Annotated in this window: 17 protein-coding genes and 1 pseudogene; 8 read left to right on the top strand and 10 right to left on the bottom strand. The window is 71.7% G+C overall.

Going from position 1 to position 18,046, the window contains the following annotated elements; all coding sequences use genetic code 11:
- Window positions 1-30: 30 nt before the first annotated feature.
- On the bottom strand, window positions 31-375 hold the full coding sequence (locus tag ACH0BZ_RS02460) for an RNA polymerase-binding protein RbpA (protein WP_406896365.1): 345 nt from the start codon (window positions 373-375) through the stop codon (window positions 31-33).
- Between the two features lie 149 nt (window positions 376-524).
- Between ACH0BZ_RS02460 and ACH0BZ_RS02455 the strand changes: the two genes are divergently transcribed.
- Window positions 525-890, top strand: a complete 366-nt coding sequence (locus ACH0BZ_RS02455) for a hypothetical protein (RefSeq protein WP_406896771.1) — start codon at window positions 525-527, stop codon at window positions 888-890.
- 85 nt (window positions 891-975) lie between these two features.
- Here the strand turns inward: ACH0BZ_RS02455 and ACH0BZ_RS02450 are convergent, their stop codons facing one another.
- A complete protein-coding gene (locus ACH0BZ_RS02450; protein WP_406896364.1) occupies window positions 976-2,379 on the bottom strand; it encodes an FAD-binding oxidoreductase in 1,404 nt (467 codons plus the stop codon).
- A gap of 219 nt (window positions 2,380-2,598) precedes the next feature.
- Between ACH0BZ_RS02450 and ACH0BZ_RS02445 the strand changes: the two genes are divergently transcribed.
- From ACH0BZ_RS02445 to ACH0BZ_RS02430, 4 genes and pseudogenes are all read left to right on the top strand, one after another.
- On the top strand, window positions 2,599-3,705 hold the full coding sequence (locus ACH0BZ_RS02445) for a response regulator transcription factor (protein ID WP_406896363.1): 1,107 nt from the start codon (window positions 2,599-2,601) through the stop codon (window positions 3,703-3,705).
- Window positions 3,706-3,939: 234 nt separating this feature from the next.
- A complete protein-coding gene (locus ACH0BZ_RS02440; protein ID WP_406896362.1) occupies window positions 3,940-4,296 on the top strand; it encodes a hypothetical protein in 357 nt (118 codons plus the stop codon).
- On the top strand, window positions 4,293-6,017 hold the full coding sequence (locus tag ACH0BZ_RS02435) for an alpha/beta hydrolase (protein WP_406896361.1): 1,725 nt from the start codon (window positions 4,293-4,295) through the stop codon (window positions 6,015-6,017). Before ACH0BZ_RS02440 ends, ACH0BZ_RS02435 begins: the two co-directional genes overlap by 4 nt.
- Before the next feature lie 95 nt (window positions 6,018-6,112).
- Window positions 6,113-8,462 (top strand): annotated as a pseudogene (locus tag ACH0BZ_RS02430) (ATP-binding cassette domain-containing protein).
- On the opposite strand, the gene ACH0BZ_RS02425 reads toward ACH0BZ_RS02430, so the two are convergent.
- Genes ACH0BZ_RS02425 through ACH0BZ_RS02400 form a run of 6 tightly spaced genes read right to left on the bottom strand, consistent with a single transcriptional unit; the run spans window position 8,459 to window position 12,679 of the window.
- The gene (locus tag ACH0BZ_RS02425; protein WP_406896359.1) at window positions 8,459-8,806 is read right to left on the bottom strand and encodes a type II toxin-antitoxin system PemK/MazF family toxin; all 348 of its coding nucleotides are present in this window, start codon (window positions 8,804-8,806) and stop codon (window positions 8,459-8,461) included. The pseudogene ACH0BZ_RS02430 and the gene ACH0BZ_RS02425 sit on opposite strands and share 4 nt — an antisense overlap.
- Window positions 8,793-9,023 carry a ribbon-helix-helix domain-containing protein gene (locus tag ACH0BZ_RS02420; protein WP_406896358.1) on the bottom strand — a complete coding sequence of 77 codons (231 nt, stop codon included), beginning with the start codon at window positions 9,021-9,023 and terminating at the stop codon, window positions 8,793-8,795. The genes ACH0BZ_RS02425 and ACH0BZ_RS02420 overlap by 14 nt, the downstream gene beginning before the upstream one ends.
- A 52-nt stretch (window positions 9,024-9,075) precedes the next feature.
- On the bottom strand, window positions 9,076-10,842 hold the full coding sequence (locus ACH0BZ_RS02415; protein ID WP_406896357.1) for an FUSC family protein: 1,767 nt from the start codon (window positions 10,840-10,842) through the stop codon (window positions 9,076-9,078).
- 12 nt (window positions 10,843-10,854) lie between these two features.
- Complete coding sequence (locus tag ACH0BZ_RS02410; protein ID WP_406896356.1) at window positions 10,855-11,463, bottom strand: class I SAM-dependent methyltransferase; 609 nt, start codon at window positions 11,461-11,463, stop codon at window positions 10,855-10,857.
- A gap of 4 nt (window positions 11,464-11,467) precedes the next feature.
- Entirely contained in the window at window positions 11,468-11,674 is a 207-nt protein-coding gene (locus ACH0BZ_RS02405; protein WP_406896354.1) for a sigma factor-like helix-turn-helix DNA-binding protein, read from the bottom strand.
- Between the two features lie 45 nt (window positions 11,675-11,719).
- Window positions 11,720-12,679: an alpha/beta hydrolase family esterase gene (locus ACH0BZ_RS02400; protein ID WP_406896353.1), complete on the bottom strand. Its 960-nt coding sequence runs from the start codon at window positions 12,677-12,679 to the stop codon at window positions 11,720-11,722.
- A 213-nt stretch (window positions 12,680-12,892) separates the two neighbouring features.
- Between ACH0BZ_RS02400 and ACH0BZ_RS02395 the strand changes: the two genes are divergently transcribed.
- Both ACH0BZ_RS02395 and ACH0BZ_RS02390 read left to right on the top strand, forming a co-directional pair.
- The gene (locus ACH0BZ_RS02395) at window positions 12,893-14,578 is read left to right on the top strand and encodes an ABC-F family ATP-binding cassette domain-containing protein (RefSeq protein WP_406896352.1); all 1,686 of its coding nucleotides are present in this window, start codon (window positions 12,893-12,895) and stop codon (window positions 14,576-14,578) included.
- Window positions 14,544-15,182 carry a GyrI-like domain-containing protein gene (locus tag ACH0BZ_RS02390; RefSeq protein WP_406896351.1) on the top strand — a complete coding sequence of 213 codons (639 nt, stop codon included), beginning with the start codon at window positions 14,544-14,546 and terminating at the stop codon, window positions 15,180-15,182. The genes ACH0BZ_RS02395 and ACH0BZ_RS02390 overlap by 35 nt, the downstream gene beginning before the upstream one ends.
- 7 nt (window positions 15,183-15,189) lie before the next feature.
- Here the strand turns inward: ACH0BZ_RS02390 and ACH0BZ_RS02385 are convergent, their stop codons facing one another.
- Both ACH0BZ_RS02385 and ACH0BZ_RS02380 read right to left on the bottom strand, forming a co-directional pair.
- On the bottom strand, window positions 15,190-15,516 hold the full coding sequence (locus ACH0BZ_RS02385) for a DMT family transporter (RefSeq protein ID WP_406896349.1): 327 nt from the start codon (window positions 15,514-15,516) through the stop codon (window positions 15,190-15,192).
- A complete protein-coding gene (locus tag ACH0BZ_RS02380) occupies window positions 15,513-15,860 on the bottom strand; it encodes a DMT family transporter (RefSeq protein ID WP_406896348.1) in 348 nt (115 codons plus the stop codon). Before ACH0BZ_RS02380 ends, ACH0BZ_RS02385 begins: the two co-directional genes overlap by 4 nt.
- A 60-nt stretch (window positions 15,861-15,920) precedes the next feature.
- Between ACH0BZ_RS02380 and ACH0BZ_RS02375 the strand changes: the two genes are divergently transcribed.
- Entirely contained in the window at window positions 15,921-17,411 is a 1,491-nt protein-coding gene (locus ACH0BZ_RS02375; RefSeq protein ID WP_406896347.1) for a flavin-containing monooxygenase, read from the top strand.
- Window positions 17,412-18,046: the final 635 nt, after the last annotated feature.

Genomic DNA, 18,046 nt, shown 5'->3' with positions numbered 1-18,046 from the left:
CCGGGGCGTCGTCGTTCAGGGGGAGCGGGTTCAGCGCGAGCCGGCGCGCCGCCGCTTCTTGAGCAGGTCCATGCGCTCCTTGAGAAGCTCCTCTAGCTCCTCGAGCGAGCGGCGCTCGAGCAGCATGTCCCAGTGGGTGCGCGGGGGCTTGACCTTCTTGGCTTCGACCGCGGGGCCGTCGATGAGCTGGCCCTCCTGGCCGTTCTTGCAGATCCAGGTGCCGGGGATCTCCGCGTCGTCCGCGAACGGGACCTCGTAGACCTCGCCGTTCTCGGTCTGATAGCGGGCCATACGACGGGGCGCGAGGTCGTGGTCCCGGTCGGTCTCGTAGCTCACCGCGCCGAGCCGGCTACCCCTGAGGACTCGATCTGCCATACGAACTCCTTCTCCCTGGTCGTGGAGACCCGCGCGCCGGTGGTGAGGCGGGGTCCGGTCCGTGGTGTCAGTAGTGGTAACGCCGCGGTGTCCCCGAAATGTTCCCACGCGGGCGGCGGGAGCAGAACCGCGGGTGTGGCTCGTCTAGCCTGAGCACCGTGTACGCCGATCCCTCCACCGACCAGGACCGCCCCCGCCGGGGCGAGTCCTCGTGCGCGTGGTGCGGGCGCCCCGTGGACGAGGGCCCGAGCGGCCGGCGGCGACGGTACTGCCGGCGGTCGTGCCGCCAGCGCGCGTACGAGCAGCGCCAGGCCCTGCGGTCTCGGGACCTCCCGGAGGGCACCGTCGTGTTGTCCGAGTCCGAGTCGGCCGAGCTCATGGACCGGATGTTCCAGCTGCGCTGCGCGTGTGAGGACCTGCACACGGCGATCGCCGAGGGGGCCGGGGCGGCCGAGCTCCGGGCGATGTCCGACGAGCTGGTCTCCCTCGCGCGCCGCGCCGAGCGCCTTCGATGACCTCGGCCCCTGCGGCGACCGCGCCTGTCGTGGGAACGCCGGCGGCACTGTCGCCGCCGATCCGGTCGCGTGGTGGATCCCGGACCTACCCCGCGCTGCCGAGGGGGACGCCGTAGCGGAAGAGGTTCTCCGGATCGTAGTGGTGCTTGACGCGGGTGAGGCGCTCCATCGTGTCGGCGTCGAACGACTGCGCCGTCACGAGAACCTTCTCCGGACCCTCGTTGAAGTTGAGGAAGCCGGGCACCGGAGCCAGGACCGGGCCCAAGCGGCCCCACGCCTGCGTGATCCGTCGCTCCAGTTCCACCTCGGCGCCCGGGAAGGCGACCATCCCCGCGAACTCCAGAGCGAACCCGGCGTCCCTCGCCGCGAAGCTCATCGCCGGGTTCGGCCGGCTCATCGCGCCGCCGGCATGCCGTGCCTCGGCGAGCAGCATCGGGGACGGGCCGTCACCGCCGCCCACGGCCTCGAGCATCGAGGTCAGGACCACCTCGTCGAGCCCCGTGATCCACCGTCCGCTCGCACGCCCCGGTGCGGGATCCACCGGATCCATGGAGATCTGCGCCGACGCCATGAACGGCATCGTGGTCCACATGTCCATGAGGGGTGCACGCCAGTTGCGCCACTCGTCGATCAGCCGGCGCCCCTCGTCCGGATCCGGCCCCGAGTAACAACCCCGCACGATCACGAACGCCTGGCCCCGCAGGGGTTCCGGAATCTCCTCGAGCGGCGGGAAGTTCGTGATGTTGAACGCGGTGGTGAGCTCGTCGGGCGCGTCGGCCGCCCACTCGCGGTACCGCTCGAACACCTCACGGGCGGAGTCGAGGGGATAGAACAGGTTTCCTCCGTAGACCTCTGACACCGGGGCGAGGGCGGCGGTCATCTCGACCACCACGCCGAGGGCGCTGCCGGAGGTGCCACACAGCGCCCAGAACAGGTCGGGCTCGTTCTCCGGTGAGGTGGTGACCGCCGTGCCGTCCGCCAGGACGACCCGCAGTGAGCGGACCGCGTCCACCGCCAGTCCGTGCCCCCGACCGAGCCACCCGAACCCGCCGCCGAGGGAGTAGCCGACGGCGCCGACATGCGGGGTCGACCCGATCAACGGCGCGAGCCCCGAGCCGTGAGCGGCCTCGAGGACCGCTGCCCATTTTGCCCCGCCCCCGACGGTCACCTCCCGCCGCTCGGCATCGATCGAGAAGCTGTCGAGTCCGTCCATCGCCAGCAGCAGCGCCCGCTCGTCGGAGGGCACGACCACCCCGTGCCCGGTGGCCTGAACCGCGACCGCAAGACCGTGCGCGGCGGCGTACCGGACGGCGTGCACGACGTCGTCCTCCACAAGGGGCCGGACTGCGACCGCCGGCGACTGCGTCCAACACAGGTTCCAGCCCGCGCACACCGCCGCATATCTCTCGTCGCCGGGCCATACGACCTCACCCTGGCACTGCCTCAGAAGGTCCTCCTCGCCACCGGCGCCGGGCTGGGGGTGGTTCATTGACGATCCCTTTCGAATCTCGCTGTTGCGGAGCCGGTGACGAGCCACCCCTCCTGGTCGCGGCTCAGCCTAACCCGCGGTCCTGTCGAAATTAATCCCCAACGCAAGCGCCTTTTCCGTGGCTGAACCCCCTCACCCGAGGGATAATGCATTACTCATCTAGTCTCTTGACGAGCACCACACCGCCACAGTCGATGTGGGGGAGCCCGGGAGGTAGCGGTGTCGGTATCGAGTCCAGCCGGGCACGACAATGCCCGGCGCCTTGAGCAGGCGGAAGCCCTGCTCCGCGAGTCCTGTGCCGATGCGGTCGGCACCGCCGAGCTGATCGACGGGGTGCGTCGTGCCTTCACTGCGGCACTGGGCCCGTCGTTTCTGGCGCTCGGGGCCACCGATCCGGACAGCACCGCGTTCGGCACCGGGTCGGTCGTCGACGGGCTGCCCCGGCAGATCGCCCGGCAGCTGGTGGAGAACGAGTACCTCGTGGACGACTTCAACACCATCTCCCGACTCCACCGATCGCCTTCGGGGCCTGTGACCTTGCACCGGGCGACCCAGGGACTCCCGCACCTGAGCCCCAGGTACCGCGACCTCTACCAGCCCAACGGCCTGGGCCCCGAACTCAGAGTGGTCTTCGCCCACGAATCGGCGTGCCTGGGCGTGGCGACCGTGGTCCGGGCGAGCAACGAGCCCGACTTCTCGGACCACGACCTCGAGTGGGTACGCCGCGCGGTTCCCCACATCACCTCCGGGCTGCGCCGTACCGTCGGCGCCGTCTGGTTCACCGACCAGGGACCGAGGGAGCCGGTCGGGGTGGTCACCTTCGATCCCGACGGCAACCTCCTGTCGATGACGACGAATGCCGCGTCCCACCTTTCCGACCTCTGGCTGCGACCGGCAGGGGAGGCGACCGTTGACTCCATTCCCGGTGAGGCCCGGATAGTCGTCACCATGGCGCGGGCCCTCGCGACCGGAGGTCAGGACACCCCGCCGCCCATCAGCCGGTTGCGGGGTCGATCGGGTCGATGGCTGACACTGCGCGGGGATCGCACACTGAGCACCTCCACCGAGCTCACCGGATTGGTACTGACGATCGAACCGTCCCGTCCGCCCGATATCCTCCCCCTTCTCGTCGCCTCCTTCGGTCTCTCCGCCCGCGAGCGTCAGGTGCTCACCGAGATGTCGAGCGGCCGAAGCACCACCGAGATCGCCGAGAGGATGGTTCTCTCGACGCACACAGTTCGCGACCACGTCAAGTCGATCCTGCGCAAGACGGGGTCGTGCTCCCGCGCGGAGTTGTGGAATCGGCTCTACCGCCACGGCGGCTGAGGTGATCGGTTCCCCGCGAGGAACCGCCGCACCCCACCGTGCCCGAGCATCGCCCGCCTCCCCGGGGCGGTGCACGACGGGCTCCACCGGGAAGGCTGCCGACACCTATGCAACGTCACTGTGACGTTTCATAGGTGCGCGGGAGGGCTCCGGAGAGCGGGGCGGCGACCCCGGCGAGCCCGGCGCGGGCGGCGGGAGCAGAACCGCGGGTGTGGCTCGTCTAGCCTGAGCACCGTGTACGCCGATCCCTCCACCGACCAGGACCGCCCCCGCCGGGGCGAGTCCTCGTGCGCGTGGTGCGGGCGCCCCGTGGACGAGGGCCCGAGCGGCCGGCGGCGACGGTACTGCCGGCGGTCGTGCCGCCAGCGCGCGTACGAGCAGCGCCAGGCCCTGCGGTCTCGGGACCTCCCGGAGGGCACCGTCGTGTTGTCCGAGTCCGAGTCGGCCGAGCTCATGGACCGGATGTTCCAGCTGCGCTGCGCGTGTGAGGACCTGCACACGGCGATCGCCGAGGGAGAGGACCCCGCGGAACTGACCCGGATGTCCGACGAGCTGGTGGCCGCGGCCCGGCGCGCCGAGCGGCTCCGGTGAGCCCTACGGCCGAGAACGCCCTGCGGACCCTCCGGGGCTGGTGGGACCGCTGGCGCCTGTCCGTCACCGGTCTCGTCGTGGCCGCACTCGCCGCGTGGACCTCTCTCATGCCCTCGTTCCTTCCGCGGGCCTGGTACTACCAGGGACTCGTCACCGGCATCTCGATGCTCGCCGGGTACGGGGTGGGCGTGGTGCTGCGGACCGTGTGGACCCGTCTCGTCGCACCCCGGATCACGCTGCCCGACCCGGTGCTCGAGATCGGCGGCACGGTGCTCCGGTGGGTCCGCGGCTTCGCGCCGTATCTCCTCGTGGTATACCTCATCACCGCGACAGCGACGGCAGTCCGCTGGCAGGACCAGGTGGCCGACCTCGTCCACTCCCCACGCCCGCCGTGGGGCGACTACATGAAGATCCCGTGGGTTGCCGCAGCGATCTTCCTCGGGCTGCTCCTTGTGTGTCGGGGCATCCGCGTGGGCACGCGGTCGATCAGCCGGTTCGTCCAGCGCCGGCTCCGGCTGCCGGAGTACCCGGCCAAACTCACCGGCGTGATCGTGGTGGCCGGGCTCCTGGTGGGAATCGTCGACGGCGTCGTCACCCGCGTCTTCTTCGAAGGGGCCAACCAGATTTTCAGCGTGCAGAACGACGAGCGCTACGACGGCGTCAACCGGCCCACGCGCCCCGAGCGGTCCGGCGGCCCCGGCTCCGTCGTCAGTTTCGCCGACCTGGGCATGCAGGGCCGGCGCTTCGTCGACGGCGGGCTCGACGCCGCCGCACTCTCGGAACTCCTCGGTGAGAAGGCGCGGGAGCCGATCCGCGCCTATGCGGGACTGGAGTCGGCGCCGACGGACGACGAGCGCTCGCAGCTCGTGGTCCGTGAACTCGACCGGACGCGAGCGTGGGAGCGCGACTCCGTGGTGATCGCGCCGACGACGGGAACCGGTTGGATCAATCCCCATGCGGCCCAGGCGATCGAGCTCCTCGGCGGCGGCGACACCGCCATCGTCGGCACCCAGTACTCCTACCTACCCAGCTGGATCTCGTTCCTCGCCGACCGCGAGAAGGCGGAGGCCGCTGGCGCTTCGCTCATCGCGGCAGTGGCGGACTGGCGGGATTCGCTACCCGAGGATGGTCCCCGCCCGAAGCTGTACGTGTACGGGGAGAGTCTGGGAACCCAGGCGGGGGAGGCCGCGTTCTCCGGCCTTCGCGACATCCGCTCCACGGTCGATGGGGTGCTGTGGATGGGCCCCCCGAACTCCAACTCGATCTGGCACTCGCTCGTCGAACGACGTGACCCCGGCACCCCGGTGACCGACCCCGTCTACGCCGACGGCCTGCTGGTCCGCTTTGCCGAGGATCCGGCCGAGTTCCGGGGCGACGACACCCCGTGGATCAACCCGCGGGTGCTGTACGTCCAGCACGCCACCGATCCGGTGGTGTGGTGGACGCCGGACCTGCTCTTCGACCGCCCCGCGTGGTTGGCGGAACCGCCGGGCAAGGGCCGCCATCCAGGGATGCTGTACCTTCCGGTCGTCACTTTCTGGCAGGTCACCGCCGACCTCGGGAACGCCATCGGGGGCTCGCAGGGGTTCGGTCACCTCTACGACTCGCAGATCCTCGACGGGTGGGCGGCCGCCACCGACCGGGAGGGGTGGGACGACGACGAGCACGCGCGGTTCGCCGAGCTGCACCGCCTGGCGATGGAACGCCAACCACGCGGTTGACCCGGACGTGGCGACGGTCCGGGCGTCGATCGCCTACCGTTGCCCTGGGCCGCGTCCCGCCGGTGCCGTCGTCATCCCGCCCCGAGGAGACACCCGTGAGCCAGCACGTCGCCGACACCCACGACGTCATCCGCGTGCACGGCGCGCGCGAGAACAATCTCCGCGAGGTGAGTGTGGACCTGCCCAAGCGGCGGCTCACCGTGTTCACCGGCGTCTCCGGCTCGGGGAAGAGCTCCCTGGTGTTCGGGACGATCGCCGCCGAGTCACAGCGCATGATCAACGAGACTTACAGCGCCTTCGTCCAGGGGTTCATGCCCGCGCTCGCGCGCCCGGACGTCGACGTCCTCGAGGGGCTCACCACCGCGATCGTCGTGGACCAGGAGCGCATGGGGACGGATCCCCGCTCCACCGTGGGCACCGCCACCGACGCCGGTGCCCTCCTGCGGATCCTCTACAGCCGCCTCGCCGAGCCGCACCTGGGCGGGCCCAAGGCGTACTCGTTCAACGTGGCCTCGGCCTCCGGGGTGGGCACGCTCAAGAAGGCCGACGGCACCCGGGAGAAGGCCGAGTTCTCCATCACCGGCGGCATGTGCGTGCGCTGCGAGGGCCGCGGAACCGTCTCGGACTTCGACCTGGACGCCCTGGTCGACCGCGACAAGTCGCTCGCCGAGGGCGCCATCACCGTGCCCGGGTACTCGATGGACGGCTGGTACGGGCGCATCTACGGCGGCTCCGGGTTCTTCGACATGGACAAGACGGTCCGCGACTTCTCGGAGCAGGAGTGGCACGACCTGCTCCACAAGGAGCCGGTCAAGGTCAAGGCCGACGGCATCAACGTGACCTTCGAGGGCCTGATCCCCAAGATCCGGAAATCGATGCTCGCCAAGGACGTCGAGGCGATGCAGCATCCGCGCGTTCGTCGAACGCGCCGTGGTCTTTGCCACGTGCCCCGACTGCGACGGCACCCGCCTCAACGAGGGTGCCCGCTCCTCGCGGATCGGGGAGCACAACATCGCGGACGTCTCGGCCATGCAGATCACCGACATGGCCGAATGGCTGCGGAGCCTGGACGCGCCGACGGTCGCGCCGCTGGTCGCGGGCCTGCAGCACCTCCTGGACTCTCTCGTCGAGATCGGCCTCGGCTACCTCTCCCTGGACCGGCCCGCGGGGTCGCTGTCCGGCGGCGAATCCCAGCGCGTCAAGATGGTCCGCCACCTCGGCTCGGCGCTCACCGACGTCACCTACGTCTTCGACGAACCCTCGATCGGCCTGCACCCGCACGACATCCAGCGGATGAACGACCTGCTGCTGCGCCTGCGAGACAAGGGCAACACGGTGCTCGTGGTGGAGCACAAGCCGGAGACCATCGCGATCGCCGACCACGTGGTGGACCTCGGCCCGGGCGCCGGTTCCGACGGCGGCGAGATCTGCTTCGAGGGCAGCGTGCAGGGGTTGCGGGAGAGCGACACCGTCACCGGCCGCCACCTCGACGACCGGGCCACGCTCAGGGACTCCGTCCGGTCCCGCACCGGCGTCCTCGAGGTGCGGGGGGCCACCGCCCACAACGTCCGCGACGTGGACGTGGACATCCCGCTGGGCGTGCTCTGCGTGGTGACCGGCGTGGCCGGCTCGGGCAAGAGTTCGCTCGTCCACGGCTCGGTCTCGCCGCGCGAGGGGGTGGTGGCGATCGACCAGTCGGCGATCCGCGGGTCACGCCGCAGCAACCCCGCCACGTACACCGGGCTGCTCGACCCCGTCCGCAAGGCCTTCGCCAAGGCCAACGGGGTCAAGCCCGCGCTGTTCAGCCCCAACTCGGACGGAGCGTGCCCCACCTGTAAGGGCGCCGGGGTGATCTACACCGACCTGGCCATGATGGCCGGGGTCGCCACGACATGTGACGACTGCGAGGGGCGGCGCTTCCAGGCCGAGGTCCTCGAGTACCGACTGGGCGGGCGGAACATCGGCGAGGTGCTGGCGATGTCGGTGGCGCAGGCGGAGGAGTTCTTCCGCGAGGGCGAGGCCCGGATCCCCGCCGCGCACAAGATCCTCGCGCGACTACGCGACGTCGGGCTGGGCTACGTGCGTCTCGGACAGCCGCTCACCACCCTGTCCGGCGGCGAGCGGCAGCGCCTCAAGCTGGCGGCGCAGATGGCGGAGAAGGCCGAGGTCTACGTCCTGGACGAGCCCACCACGGGTCTGCATCTGGCCGACGTCCGCAATCTCCTGGGCATGCTCGACCGGCTGGTGGACTCCGGGAAGTCGGTCGTCGTGATCGAGCACCACCAGGCCGTCATGGCGCACGCGGACTGGATCATCGACCTGGGCCCCGGCGCGGGCCACGACGGCGGCCGCGTGATCTTCGAGGGCACCCCCGCCGACCTCGTCGCGGACCGGTCCACGCTCACCGGCGAGCACCTCGCCGAGTACGTGGCCGCCCCACGCTAGAGGTCGAGGTGGAGCCGGAGGGCGTCGTCGAGTTCGGAGACCAGGTCTGGACCGAGGCCACCGATTCGCGGGCCGATCCGGTCGACGCTCACCGCGCGGACCTGCTCACACTGCGCCTTGGAATCCGAGCGCAGACCCGTGTCCTCCGCCGGGAGCAGGACCTGAAAGGGATGAACCGTAGCGGTGTTGCTCGTGACGGGCACCACCGTCACGACTCCGCGGCCAAGGCGGTCCGCGGTTGCGTTGCCCCTATCCCGGCTGACGAGTACCGCGGGGCGACGCGTATTCGCCTCACTGCCGCGGGCGGGTTCGAAGTCGACGATCCTGATCTCACCGCGCCTCATCGCCCAGCCCGTCTCCCGTGGTCTCGTCCCAGAGAAGGGCGTCGTCAGACCCAGCCCACTCGGTGAACGCGTCCTCGTAGGCCGCTTCGAGTTCAGCATCGCGGAGACGTCTGAGCGCGTCGCGGATCACTGCCGAACGAGAACCGAGACCCGACTCGCCCGCATAGCGATCGATCAGGGCCACGTCTTCCTCACTCAGACTGACACTGATTTTCATACCGTTCATCCTACCCTTGATGCGACCCCGGTGCGGGAGTGGCGCCGCACGATTACGCCGTGACGGCCGCACACGCCTCGCGGACCGCGACGTCCACCGGGTGGTCGTCCGGGACCGGACGCCATCCGGCCGGCAGGGGAGCGGTGGCGAGGTTCCGCCAGCCGCCGGGGGAGGCGGCGACGGCGAGCGGGTCGGCGGCGCCCAGGACGAGGAACCCGGCGTGGACCACCGCCTCCGCGGTCCGGGCCTCGGGGGAGTCGCGGTGACCGTCGGCGGCCAGCAGCGTGGCGGTCGAGTGCAGGTCGCGCAGGGCCGAGGCGAGGGTCGGCTCCGTGAGGCTCTGCCGTCGCCCTTCCTCGAGCTCGGCGAGCTCGCGCAGGACGCGGCGGGTGTCACCGCGGACCGCCCGGTGCGGGGCGCGGCGCCCGACCGCCCACACCACGACCAGGGCGACGGCGACGCCGACGACCGTGTCGAGGAGCCGCTCCCCGATGAGCCCCCACGGCTCGCCCTCGAGCCGCCCGCCGGTGGAGACCAGGAGCGCCAATGGGGTGATGAGGGTGACGGCGAGACCGTAGTTGCGGGCCACGAGCAACTCGATGGCGAACTGGAAGACCACGACCACGGCGACGATCCACCAGCCCGAAGGCTGGAGCAGGGCCAGGAGCAGGAAGATCCCGAGCCCGGCCAGGGTGCCGACGAGCCGGTGGACCGCCCGGTAGGTCCGCGCCACCCGGGGGCCGCCCTGGTGCAGGACGAGTGCAGAGAAGGCAATCACCCAGTACAGGTGCGTCTGGCCGGCGCCGGCGACCGCCGTGAGCACGAGGATCGACGCCGTGGTCGCGACGCCCACCGAGAGGGCGACGGACCACGGCTCGCCCGGCCGGCGCAGGCCGTCGGTGAGTCGTCGGCGCCACGAGCGGATGATCCTGCGCTCGTCGACGGCCAGCGCCTCGCCGGCGCGTCGGGCCTCCCCGGCGGTCGCCACCTCGACGTCCGAGCCCGCCTCGTCGTCGTCGATCCACCGCCCCGCGTCGGGGTTCCGGGGGTCCCACGCCGGGTCCACCCCCGGGACCAGGTGGTCGGTCGCGCGGCGGGCACGGCGGTCGTAGTCCTGGTGGGCGCGGGCGAGGCGAGCGGCGATCGCAGGGTCGGTCCGCCACATCCCCTCGGCGACCGCCTCGTCCGCGGCGGCGAGTGCCTGGGCGGCGGCGCGGTGGAGCGGGCGCCCCTCCGGCCCCGGCGTCGAGCGCGCGTAGTCCGCCACCGCGCGGGCGGCGGCGTCGACGGCCCGGCGCTCCGGCCGGCGCGGGTCGGCGAGCAGTTCGGCGAGGGTCACCGCGAGCGCCACGGCGGCGCCGACCGCCGTCATGCCCACGATCGTGCCCGGCGCGGTGCCGTGGTGGCCCGCCAGGTAGTTGGCGATGCCCGCGCAGAGGACGAGGAAGTACGAGCCCGGCGGGCCGACGCGCAGGGCCAGGCACAGCCCGGCGGTCACCATCGCGAGCAGGACCGCCGCGGCGGCGAAGAGCGGGGGAGAGGCGGCGGTGAACGCGCCGAGCGCGGTGGACCCGACCAGCGCGAGGCCGATCGTGCCCACGGTCGCGAGCCGGCGTCGCAGGGCGGCCTCGGGCGCGTAGAGGACGGCGAAGGTGCCGGTCACGCAGAGCAGGCCGAGGTCGAGTCGGCCGAGAGCCGTTGGGACGCCGAGGCACAGCAGGACGGTGAGCGCGGCCTTGGTCGCGGGTCGGATGCGGGACGGGCCGGGGGCGAGCGTGACGAGGGCGCGGAGGTGCTCGGGGAGAGTGGAGGCCGCCATGACGGTTCCAGCCTAGGCCCGGACCGGGCGTGATGGCTTGCTCCACACCAGGCGATACCGCCACAGGGGGAGATGCCGCCATCGGACGCCCGGCAGGGTCGCCGCGGCGGTCGCCCTCACCTCGTCGTAGGAATGCGGGGGAGCCTCCACCACCGGCGCCGAGTGCTGCCAGTAGCCGCGGCGCGCCGAGTACCACCGGTGCTGGATCGCGCCGACGACGCCGTGGAGATGGTCGCGAACGGTCGTCGGCCGGGCCAACCCGATCACCACGAGCACACCGCCGGGGGCGGTGAGGTCGGCGAGCCGCGAGAGCGCCTCACCCGGGTCGCCGAGGTGGTGCAGCGTCGCGATCGAGGCGACCACGTCGAACCGACGCCCGATGTCGTGCGTCAGGACGTCGCCGTGGATCCATGACACGTCGTGGTGGGAGCGGCGCGCCAGGTCGAGGACCGTCTCGTCGAGGTCGATCGCCGAGACCTCGGGCACCACCGAGCGAAGGTCGCCGGCGAGCAGGCCGTCCCCCGTACCCACGTCCAGGGCCGACCGTGCGTGCGCCGGGACCCGGTCGAGGACGTGACGGTGGTAGTGGAGGTTGTGGTTCCACCGGGTCGCGTCCGCCACCGCGTCAGCTCGCCTTCCCGAAGCGCTTGTGCAGCGCCTGCTTGCTCACGCCGAGGACGCGACCGATCTCGGCCCAGCTCATGCCGTGGATCCGCGCGTGGCGGACGGCCGCCGCCTCCTCTCGGGCCAGGTCGCGCTTGGCCGTGGCGATGGCCGCGAGGCGCCCGACGGGCGTGTCCGGCTCGTCGCCGCTGCTGATCCCGGTCCTCATGTCGCCCACCTCCGCCGTCAACCTACACTGACGCAGCAGGAGTCGTCAACCATGATTGACGGTAGCGAGGTACCGCCAGATCTCGCCCGGCCCGTCGTAGCGGGCCCCACCGTCCTGGCCCCACCGGCCGGAGAGGGTGGGGAACGAGTGACCGGCGTGGTCCACCACGACGAGCCGCACCGGGTGGTCGCCGTTCCACGTGGTGGTCTCGGCATCGCCGTCGCGCACCGCCTTCGGAGCCGGGCCCACGATCCCGTTGCGCTCGGCGTACCAGCGAGCGCCATCGGCGGCCGAGACCACCTCGCCGCGCGACCGGGCGAACGGACCCGACCCCACGCTCACCTCGCCGCCGTCGACCGGGTTGATCCGGTCCTCACGGGCCTGGAGGAACATGACCGGCACCGCTTCGCCCGCGTCCGCGCACGACTGGTTGTCCGGGGCGGGCGGGTTGGCGGCCACCACCGCGACGCCGTCGACGAGGTCGGGCGCCTCGAGTGCGAGGCGCATGGCCATGTGTCCGCCACTCGAGAAGCCGAGCGCGTGGACCGGTCCGGTCGCACCCAGCTCGGCGACCACCGCGCGCATGAACCCCACGTCGTCGAGCCCCTGCTCCTTGGCCGGCCAGTCACCCTCGACGCGGCACTCGTTCCAATTGTTCTCGTAGCCGTCCACATACGCCACGCGGAACCCGTCCCGGTCGGCGAGCCGCTCGAGGTCGGGGCCGATCCCGGTCCGGATGCCCTGACCCGTGTCACCGGTGCCGTGCATCACCAGCAGCAGCGGCGCGGCCGGGTCGTCGGCCACGGCGGGTGGGGAGTACACGGACCACGTGCGGGTCAGCCCGTCGATCATCGCGGAGTGCGCCGGGGCTTCCGGGGACACGGCCGCCTGTCCCGTCCCGGCCGGTTCCGGGTTCTCGGTGCCCCTCGACGACGACGTGCACCCCGCACAGAGCAGGACGCCGGCGAGGAGCAGTGGGAGCGGGCGGCGGAGAACGGTACGCACGGCCTCGAGTGTGCCGATTCTGCCGGCGCCGTGCCGGAGCGTAGAATGCAGCGCATGTATTCGGGTACCGCTCTCATGAAGCCCTGGTCCCGCCGCTGACGGCGGCAGGGTTCACCTTCACATCTTCCGTAGTTCTCTGCGCGCCGTCCTGGCGACCTGCCGGGCGGCCTTCTGTCGTGCTGCCCGGCTCCATGACGAGCCGAAGAGAGCACCGTGCACGAGCACCCTCATCTCCCCGCGGGCCATCGCGCCCACATCCGCGCCACCGGCGTCCACATCACCCTGGGCAGCAGGTCCGTCCTCCGGGGCGTTGACCTCACCGTCTCCGCCGCCTCCCGGCTGGCGATCGTCGGCGAGAACGGCCGGGGCAAGACCACACTTCTCCACATCCTCGCCGGGTCGATCCCGCCCGATTCCGGCACCGTCTCCCGGGTCGGCACCCTGGCGCTCGTCGAGCAACACCTCCACGCCTACGCCGGCCGCACGGTCGGCGACGAGGTCGCGCTGGCGGTCCGGCACTCCGCGACGGCCCTGGCCGATCTCGACCGGGCCACCGCGGCGCTCACCGCCGGCGAGCCGGGAGCCGACGACACCTACGCCGCAGCCCTCGACCGCGCCACCGTCCTCGACGCCTGGGACGCCGACCGCCGGGTGGACATCGCGCTCGCCGGCCTCGACGCCTGTACCGACCGCGGGCGGCCGCTGGCCTCGCTCTCGGTGGGGCAGTGCTACCGCGTGCGCCTGGCCTGTGTCCTCGGCGCCCGCCACGACCTGCTGCTGCTGGACGAGCCCACCAACCACCTCGACGCCTCCGGGCTGGCCTTCCTCACCGACCGGCTACGGGACCTGGCCGGCGGGTTCGCGGTGGTGAGCCACGACCGCGCGCTCCTGCGGGACGTGGCAGCCGAGTTCTGCGACCTCGACCCGAGCGAGGACGGCCGGCCGAGGCTGTACGCCGGCGGGTACGACTCGTGGCTCGACGGACGCCGCCGGGAACGGCTGCGCTGGGAGCAGGACCACGCCGCCCAGGTGGACGAGCGGGCGCGGCTGGCGCAGGCCGCCGAGGACGCCCGGGGGCGCCTGCAGTCGGGCTGGCGCCCCGAGAAGGGACACGGCAAGCACCAGCGCGCCACCCGCGCGGCCGGGGCGGTCCAGGCGTTCAACCGCCGACGCGAGGAGCTGGAGCGCCACCGCATCACGGTGCCCGAACCGCCGATGCGCCTGCGGTGGCCGTCCTGGCGCACTGCCGCCGGGCGGTCGGTCCTGGACTGCGTCGGGGTGCGGGTCGCCGACCGACTCGAGGTGCCGGTATCGCTGGCGATCGACGTCGGGGACCGCCTGTTGGTGACGGGCGAGAACGGCGCGGGCAAGTCCACCCTGCTTGCGGTCCTCGCCGACCGTCTCGAGCCCACGGCCGGTACCGTCACCCGACATCCCGAGGCGCGGATCAGCACCCTCGCCCAGGAGGTGCCCGAGTGGGACGATCGACGCACCGCGTCGGAGGTCTACACCGAGCACACGCGGCGTCTCGGCGTGGGGTCCGCGCCGGGGCTGACGTCGACGGGGCTGCTCGACGCGGAGGCGGTCCGCACCCCGGTGGGGCGGATGTCGCAGGGCCAACAGCGCCGCCTGCACCTGGCGCTGTGCCTGGCCGAGCGGCCCGACCTGCTCGTCCTGGACGAGCCGACCAACCATCTGTCGTCGGCGCTCGTCGACGAGCTCACCGAGGCGATCCGGGCGGCCTCCTGCGCGATACTCGTCGCTACCCACGACCGACAGCTCCTGCGGGACCTGTCCGACTGGCCGCGGCTGCATCTGGCGGCAGAGGACCGCACCGGTCCGCCGGCCGTCGTATCGTCCGGACATGGAGGACTACGACGTCAAACGGAATCGCCGTGACCTGTACGCGCCGCGGGCGGGGCGCATCGACGTCGTCGACGTCCCGTCCCTGCGCTACCTCATGGCCGACGGCGCCGGCGACCCCGACACCTCCGCCGACTACCGCGCCGTTGTCGAGGCCCTGTTCACCTGCTCGTACGCGGTGCGCAAGGCCTGCATCAGGGAGCTGGGGCGCAAGCACACCGTGGGCCCGCTCGAGGGGCTGTGGTCGGCGCGGGACATGGAGCTATTCCACACCCGCGACAAGGCGGCGTGGGAGTGGACCCTGATGATCGTGCAGCCGGAGTGGGTCACCGCCGAGCTCGCCGCAACGGCCGTAGAGACAGCGACGACGACGAGGTCTCCCGGCGCGGGGGAGCGGGTGCGGTTCGCGGAGTACGCCGAGGGCCCGAGCGTGCAGACGCTGCACGTGGGCCCCTACGACGCCGAGGGCCCGACCATCGCCCGCCTCCACGAGTTCGCCGCCGCCGAGGGGTACGCGCTGACCGGGCGGCACCACGAGATCTACCTCTCGGACGTGCGGAGGACCGACCCGGCGCGGCTGCGGACCATCCTGCGGCAGCCGATCGCTCGCGCCGGGGTCGGTGAACGCCGGGCGCAGTGAACGTCGCTCAGTGAACCCCGCCGACCTCGACCAGCAGAACCCCGCCGATGATGAGCAGGATGCCCACTCCCATCAGCGGGGTGAGCGGTTCGCCGAACAGGGCCCGGCTCGCCAGGGCGGTGAGCGCCACGCCGACGGCCGACCAGACCCCGTACGCCACGCCGAGGGGGAGCCCGCCGGCCAGCGCGACCGAGAGCAGCACGAACGCCGTCACGTAACCGGCCACCACGACGCCGTAGAAGGCCCGGCGTCCCAGCGCCGCCATCCGGAGCGAGAGCGTCGCGCATATCTCGACTCCGATCGCGCCGGCGAGGGCGAGCCACGCCGCCGTCATCGCACACCCGCCCCGGCCCGCCGCGCCCGGTCGGAGCCGAGCTCCACCACGAGGACCCCGACGACGATGAGCGCCATGCCGAGCAGCATGACCGGGGTGAACGGCTCGCCGAACACCGCCGCCGAGAGCAGGGCCGTGGTCGTGACACCGAGCGCCGACCAGATCCCGTAGGCCACACCCAGCGGTAGCCCGAGCCGCAGGACCCGGGCCAGCAGCAGGAACGAGGCGAGGTAGCCGACCGCGACCGCCGCGTAGAACGCGGGCTGCGCGAGCGCGGCCTTGAGCGACATCGTCGCCGTCACCTCGGTGGCGACGGCGCCCAGGAGCAGCATCCATCGGAGCACGCTGGATGACGCTACTCGAGCGGTGTCGGCCGACGCGCGGGCGACCGTATGGTGGTCATCATGCAGGATGACTCGCACCCCTCGCCGTCGGACGATTCCGCCGTGGACGTGCTCATCGTGGGCGCGGGGATCTCCGGAATCAACGCCGCCTACCGGCTTCAGGAACGGTGCCCGGACCTGAGTTACGCATTGGTCGAGGGCCGCTCGCGGCTCGGCGGGACCTGGGACCTGTTCCGGTATCCGGGGATCCGATCGGACTCGGACTTCTTCACCCTCGCGTTCCCGTTCCACCCGTGGACCGGCCGGGACGCGATCGTCGACGGCGACGAGATCCTCGACTACCTGGAGGAGGTGGTGCGGACCCACGGGATCGCCGACCACCTGCGGATGGACACGATGGTCCACGCGGCCGACTGGGCGTCCGAGGACGCGCGGTGGACCGTGTCGTGCACGGTCGCCGGCGAGCCGCGCACGATCTCGGCGCGGTTCGTCGTGATGTGCACCGGCTACTACGACTACGAGGCGCCGTACGACCCCGGATTCGCCGGCACCGACGACTTCGCCGGCACCCTCGTGCATCCGCAGTTCTGGCCAGAGGATCTCGAGGTGGCGGGCCGGCGGATCGCCGTGATCGGCTCGGGAGCCACAGCGATCACCCTCGTGCCCGCGCTGGCCGAGCGGGGCGCCGAGGTGACGATGGTGCAGCGCACGCCGTCGTACGTCCTGTCCCGCCCGCGGCGCGACGTGGTGGCCGACGCCGCCCGGAGGATCCTGCCGGCCGGTGCCGCGCACCGGTTCGTGCGTGCCAAGAACACCACGCTGCAGTGGGGACTGTTCCAGGTCAGCCGCCGTTTTCCCCAGGCCATGCGGGGCCTGCTCCGCAAGGGTGCGATCGCCGGGACCGGCTCCGAGGCGCTGGTGGACGAGCACTTCGATCCGCCGTACGACCCGTGGGACCAGCGCCTGTGCATCGCGCCGCGGGGCGACTTCTTCCGCGCCCTGCGCGATGGGGGAGCGACGATGGTCACCGGACACATCGAGCGCTTCGTGCCCGAAGGGCTGCGGCTCACCGACGGCCGGGTTGTCGAGGCCGACGTGGTGGTGACGGCGACGGGTCTGCAGCTCCAGCTCCTCGGCGGCATCGAGGTGAGTCTCGACGGCATCCCGGTGGAGAGCGCCGAGACGGTCGTCTACCGGGGTGCCATGCTGGGCGGGATCCCGAACCTCGCGTTCTGTGTGGGATACATCAACTTGTCGTGGACGATGCGCTCGGACATGAGCTCGCGGCTCGTCGCGCGGATCCTTCGGCGGCTCGTCGACTCGGGCGCGCGCTACGTCGTGCCGACACCGCCGGCGGACCTCGGGCCGACTGGACCGTTGCTCAACATGCAGTCGGGATACCTTGCACGAGCAGCGGACCTCATGCCGCGGTCGACCGACACCTACCCGTGGGCCATGAAGCAGAACTTCTTTGCCGACGCCTGGTCCACCAATCGGGCGGACCTGGACGACGGACTCCGTTGGGAAGGCGCAACGGCGTCGACCCGCTGACCCGCCAACCATCCCCGAAACGTCACAGTGACGTTTCGCGGGCGCACGGGGAGGGCCTCGGAGAGCGGGCCCGTCCACCAAGCGAGACCGACGCTCAAACCGAGCGCCCGGGTCGGCATGCTGCAGACCGACACGCTCCGGGGGCCGGGCACGCCCGGACACCGTCGAGTCCGGGCGCAGTTTGAGAATCCGTGGGCGAGCCTCACGGATCGGAGGTGTACGCCGACGCATCGTGACCATCGGCGAGAGTTTGCGGCACCGGCGGAACACCGGGCGCCGCGCCGCGGAACGGGCGCCGGCGCGCAGGCCAGACGGGGTTCACCCCTTCCGCGCACGTCACCCTAGTGCCGATAATCTACATTATGTTAAGTCGACGATGCCGAGTTGTAGATTCCGCGAACTCGACCCCTCCCCGAACTGCCCCTCGCCCGTAGTGCCCGACAGCCCGCGTGACCTGCGCGTGAACACGTGCCGGACCAGCGCTTCGGCCCTTGCCACGCCGTGACCGTCGGCCGATGACGGGATGGTGGGCGGCGCTGCTACCTGCGGCCTCTTGTGGCGATTCGCATTTCATGCGACACTTTCGCACAACACGCGAGCCATTTTTGGGCGGTGCGAGATGTCGCAGCAGGATC

This window comes from Dietzia sp. 179-F 9C3 NHS, from assembly GCF_045369825.1.
Lineage (GTDB): Bacteria > Actinomycetota > Actinomycetes > Mycobacteriales > Mycobacteriaceae > Dietzia.
Note: the sequence above shows the minus strand (reverse complement) of the source record. Positions and strands in the feature narration are given on the sequence as shown.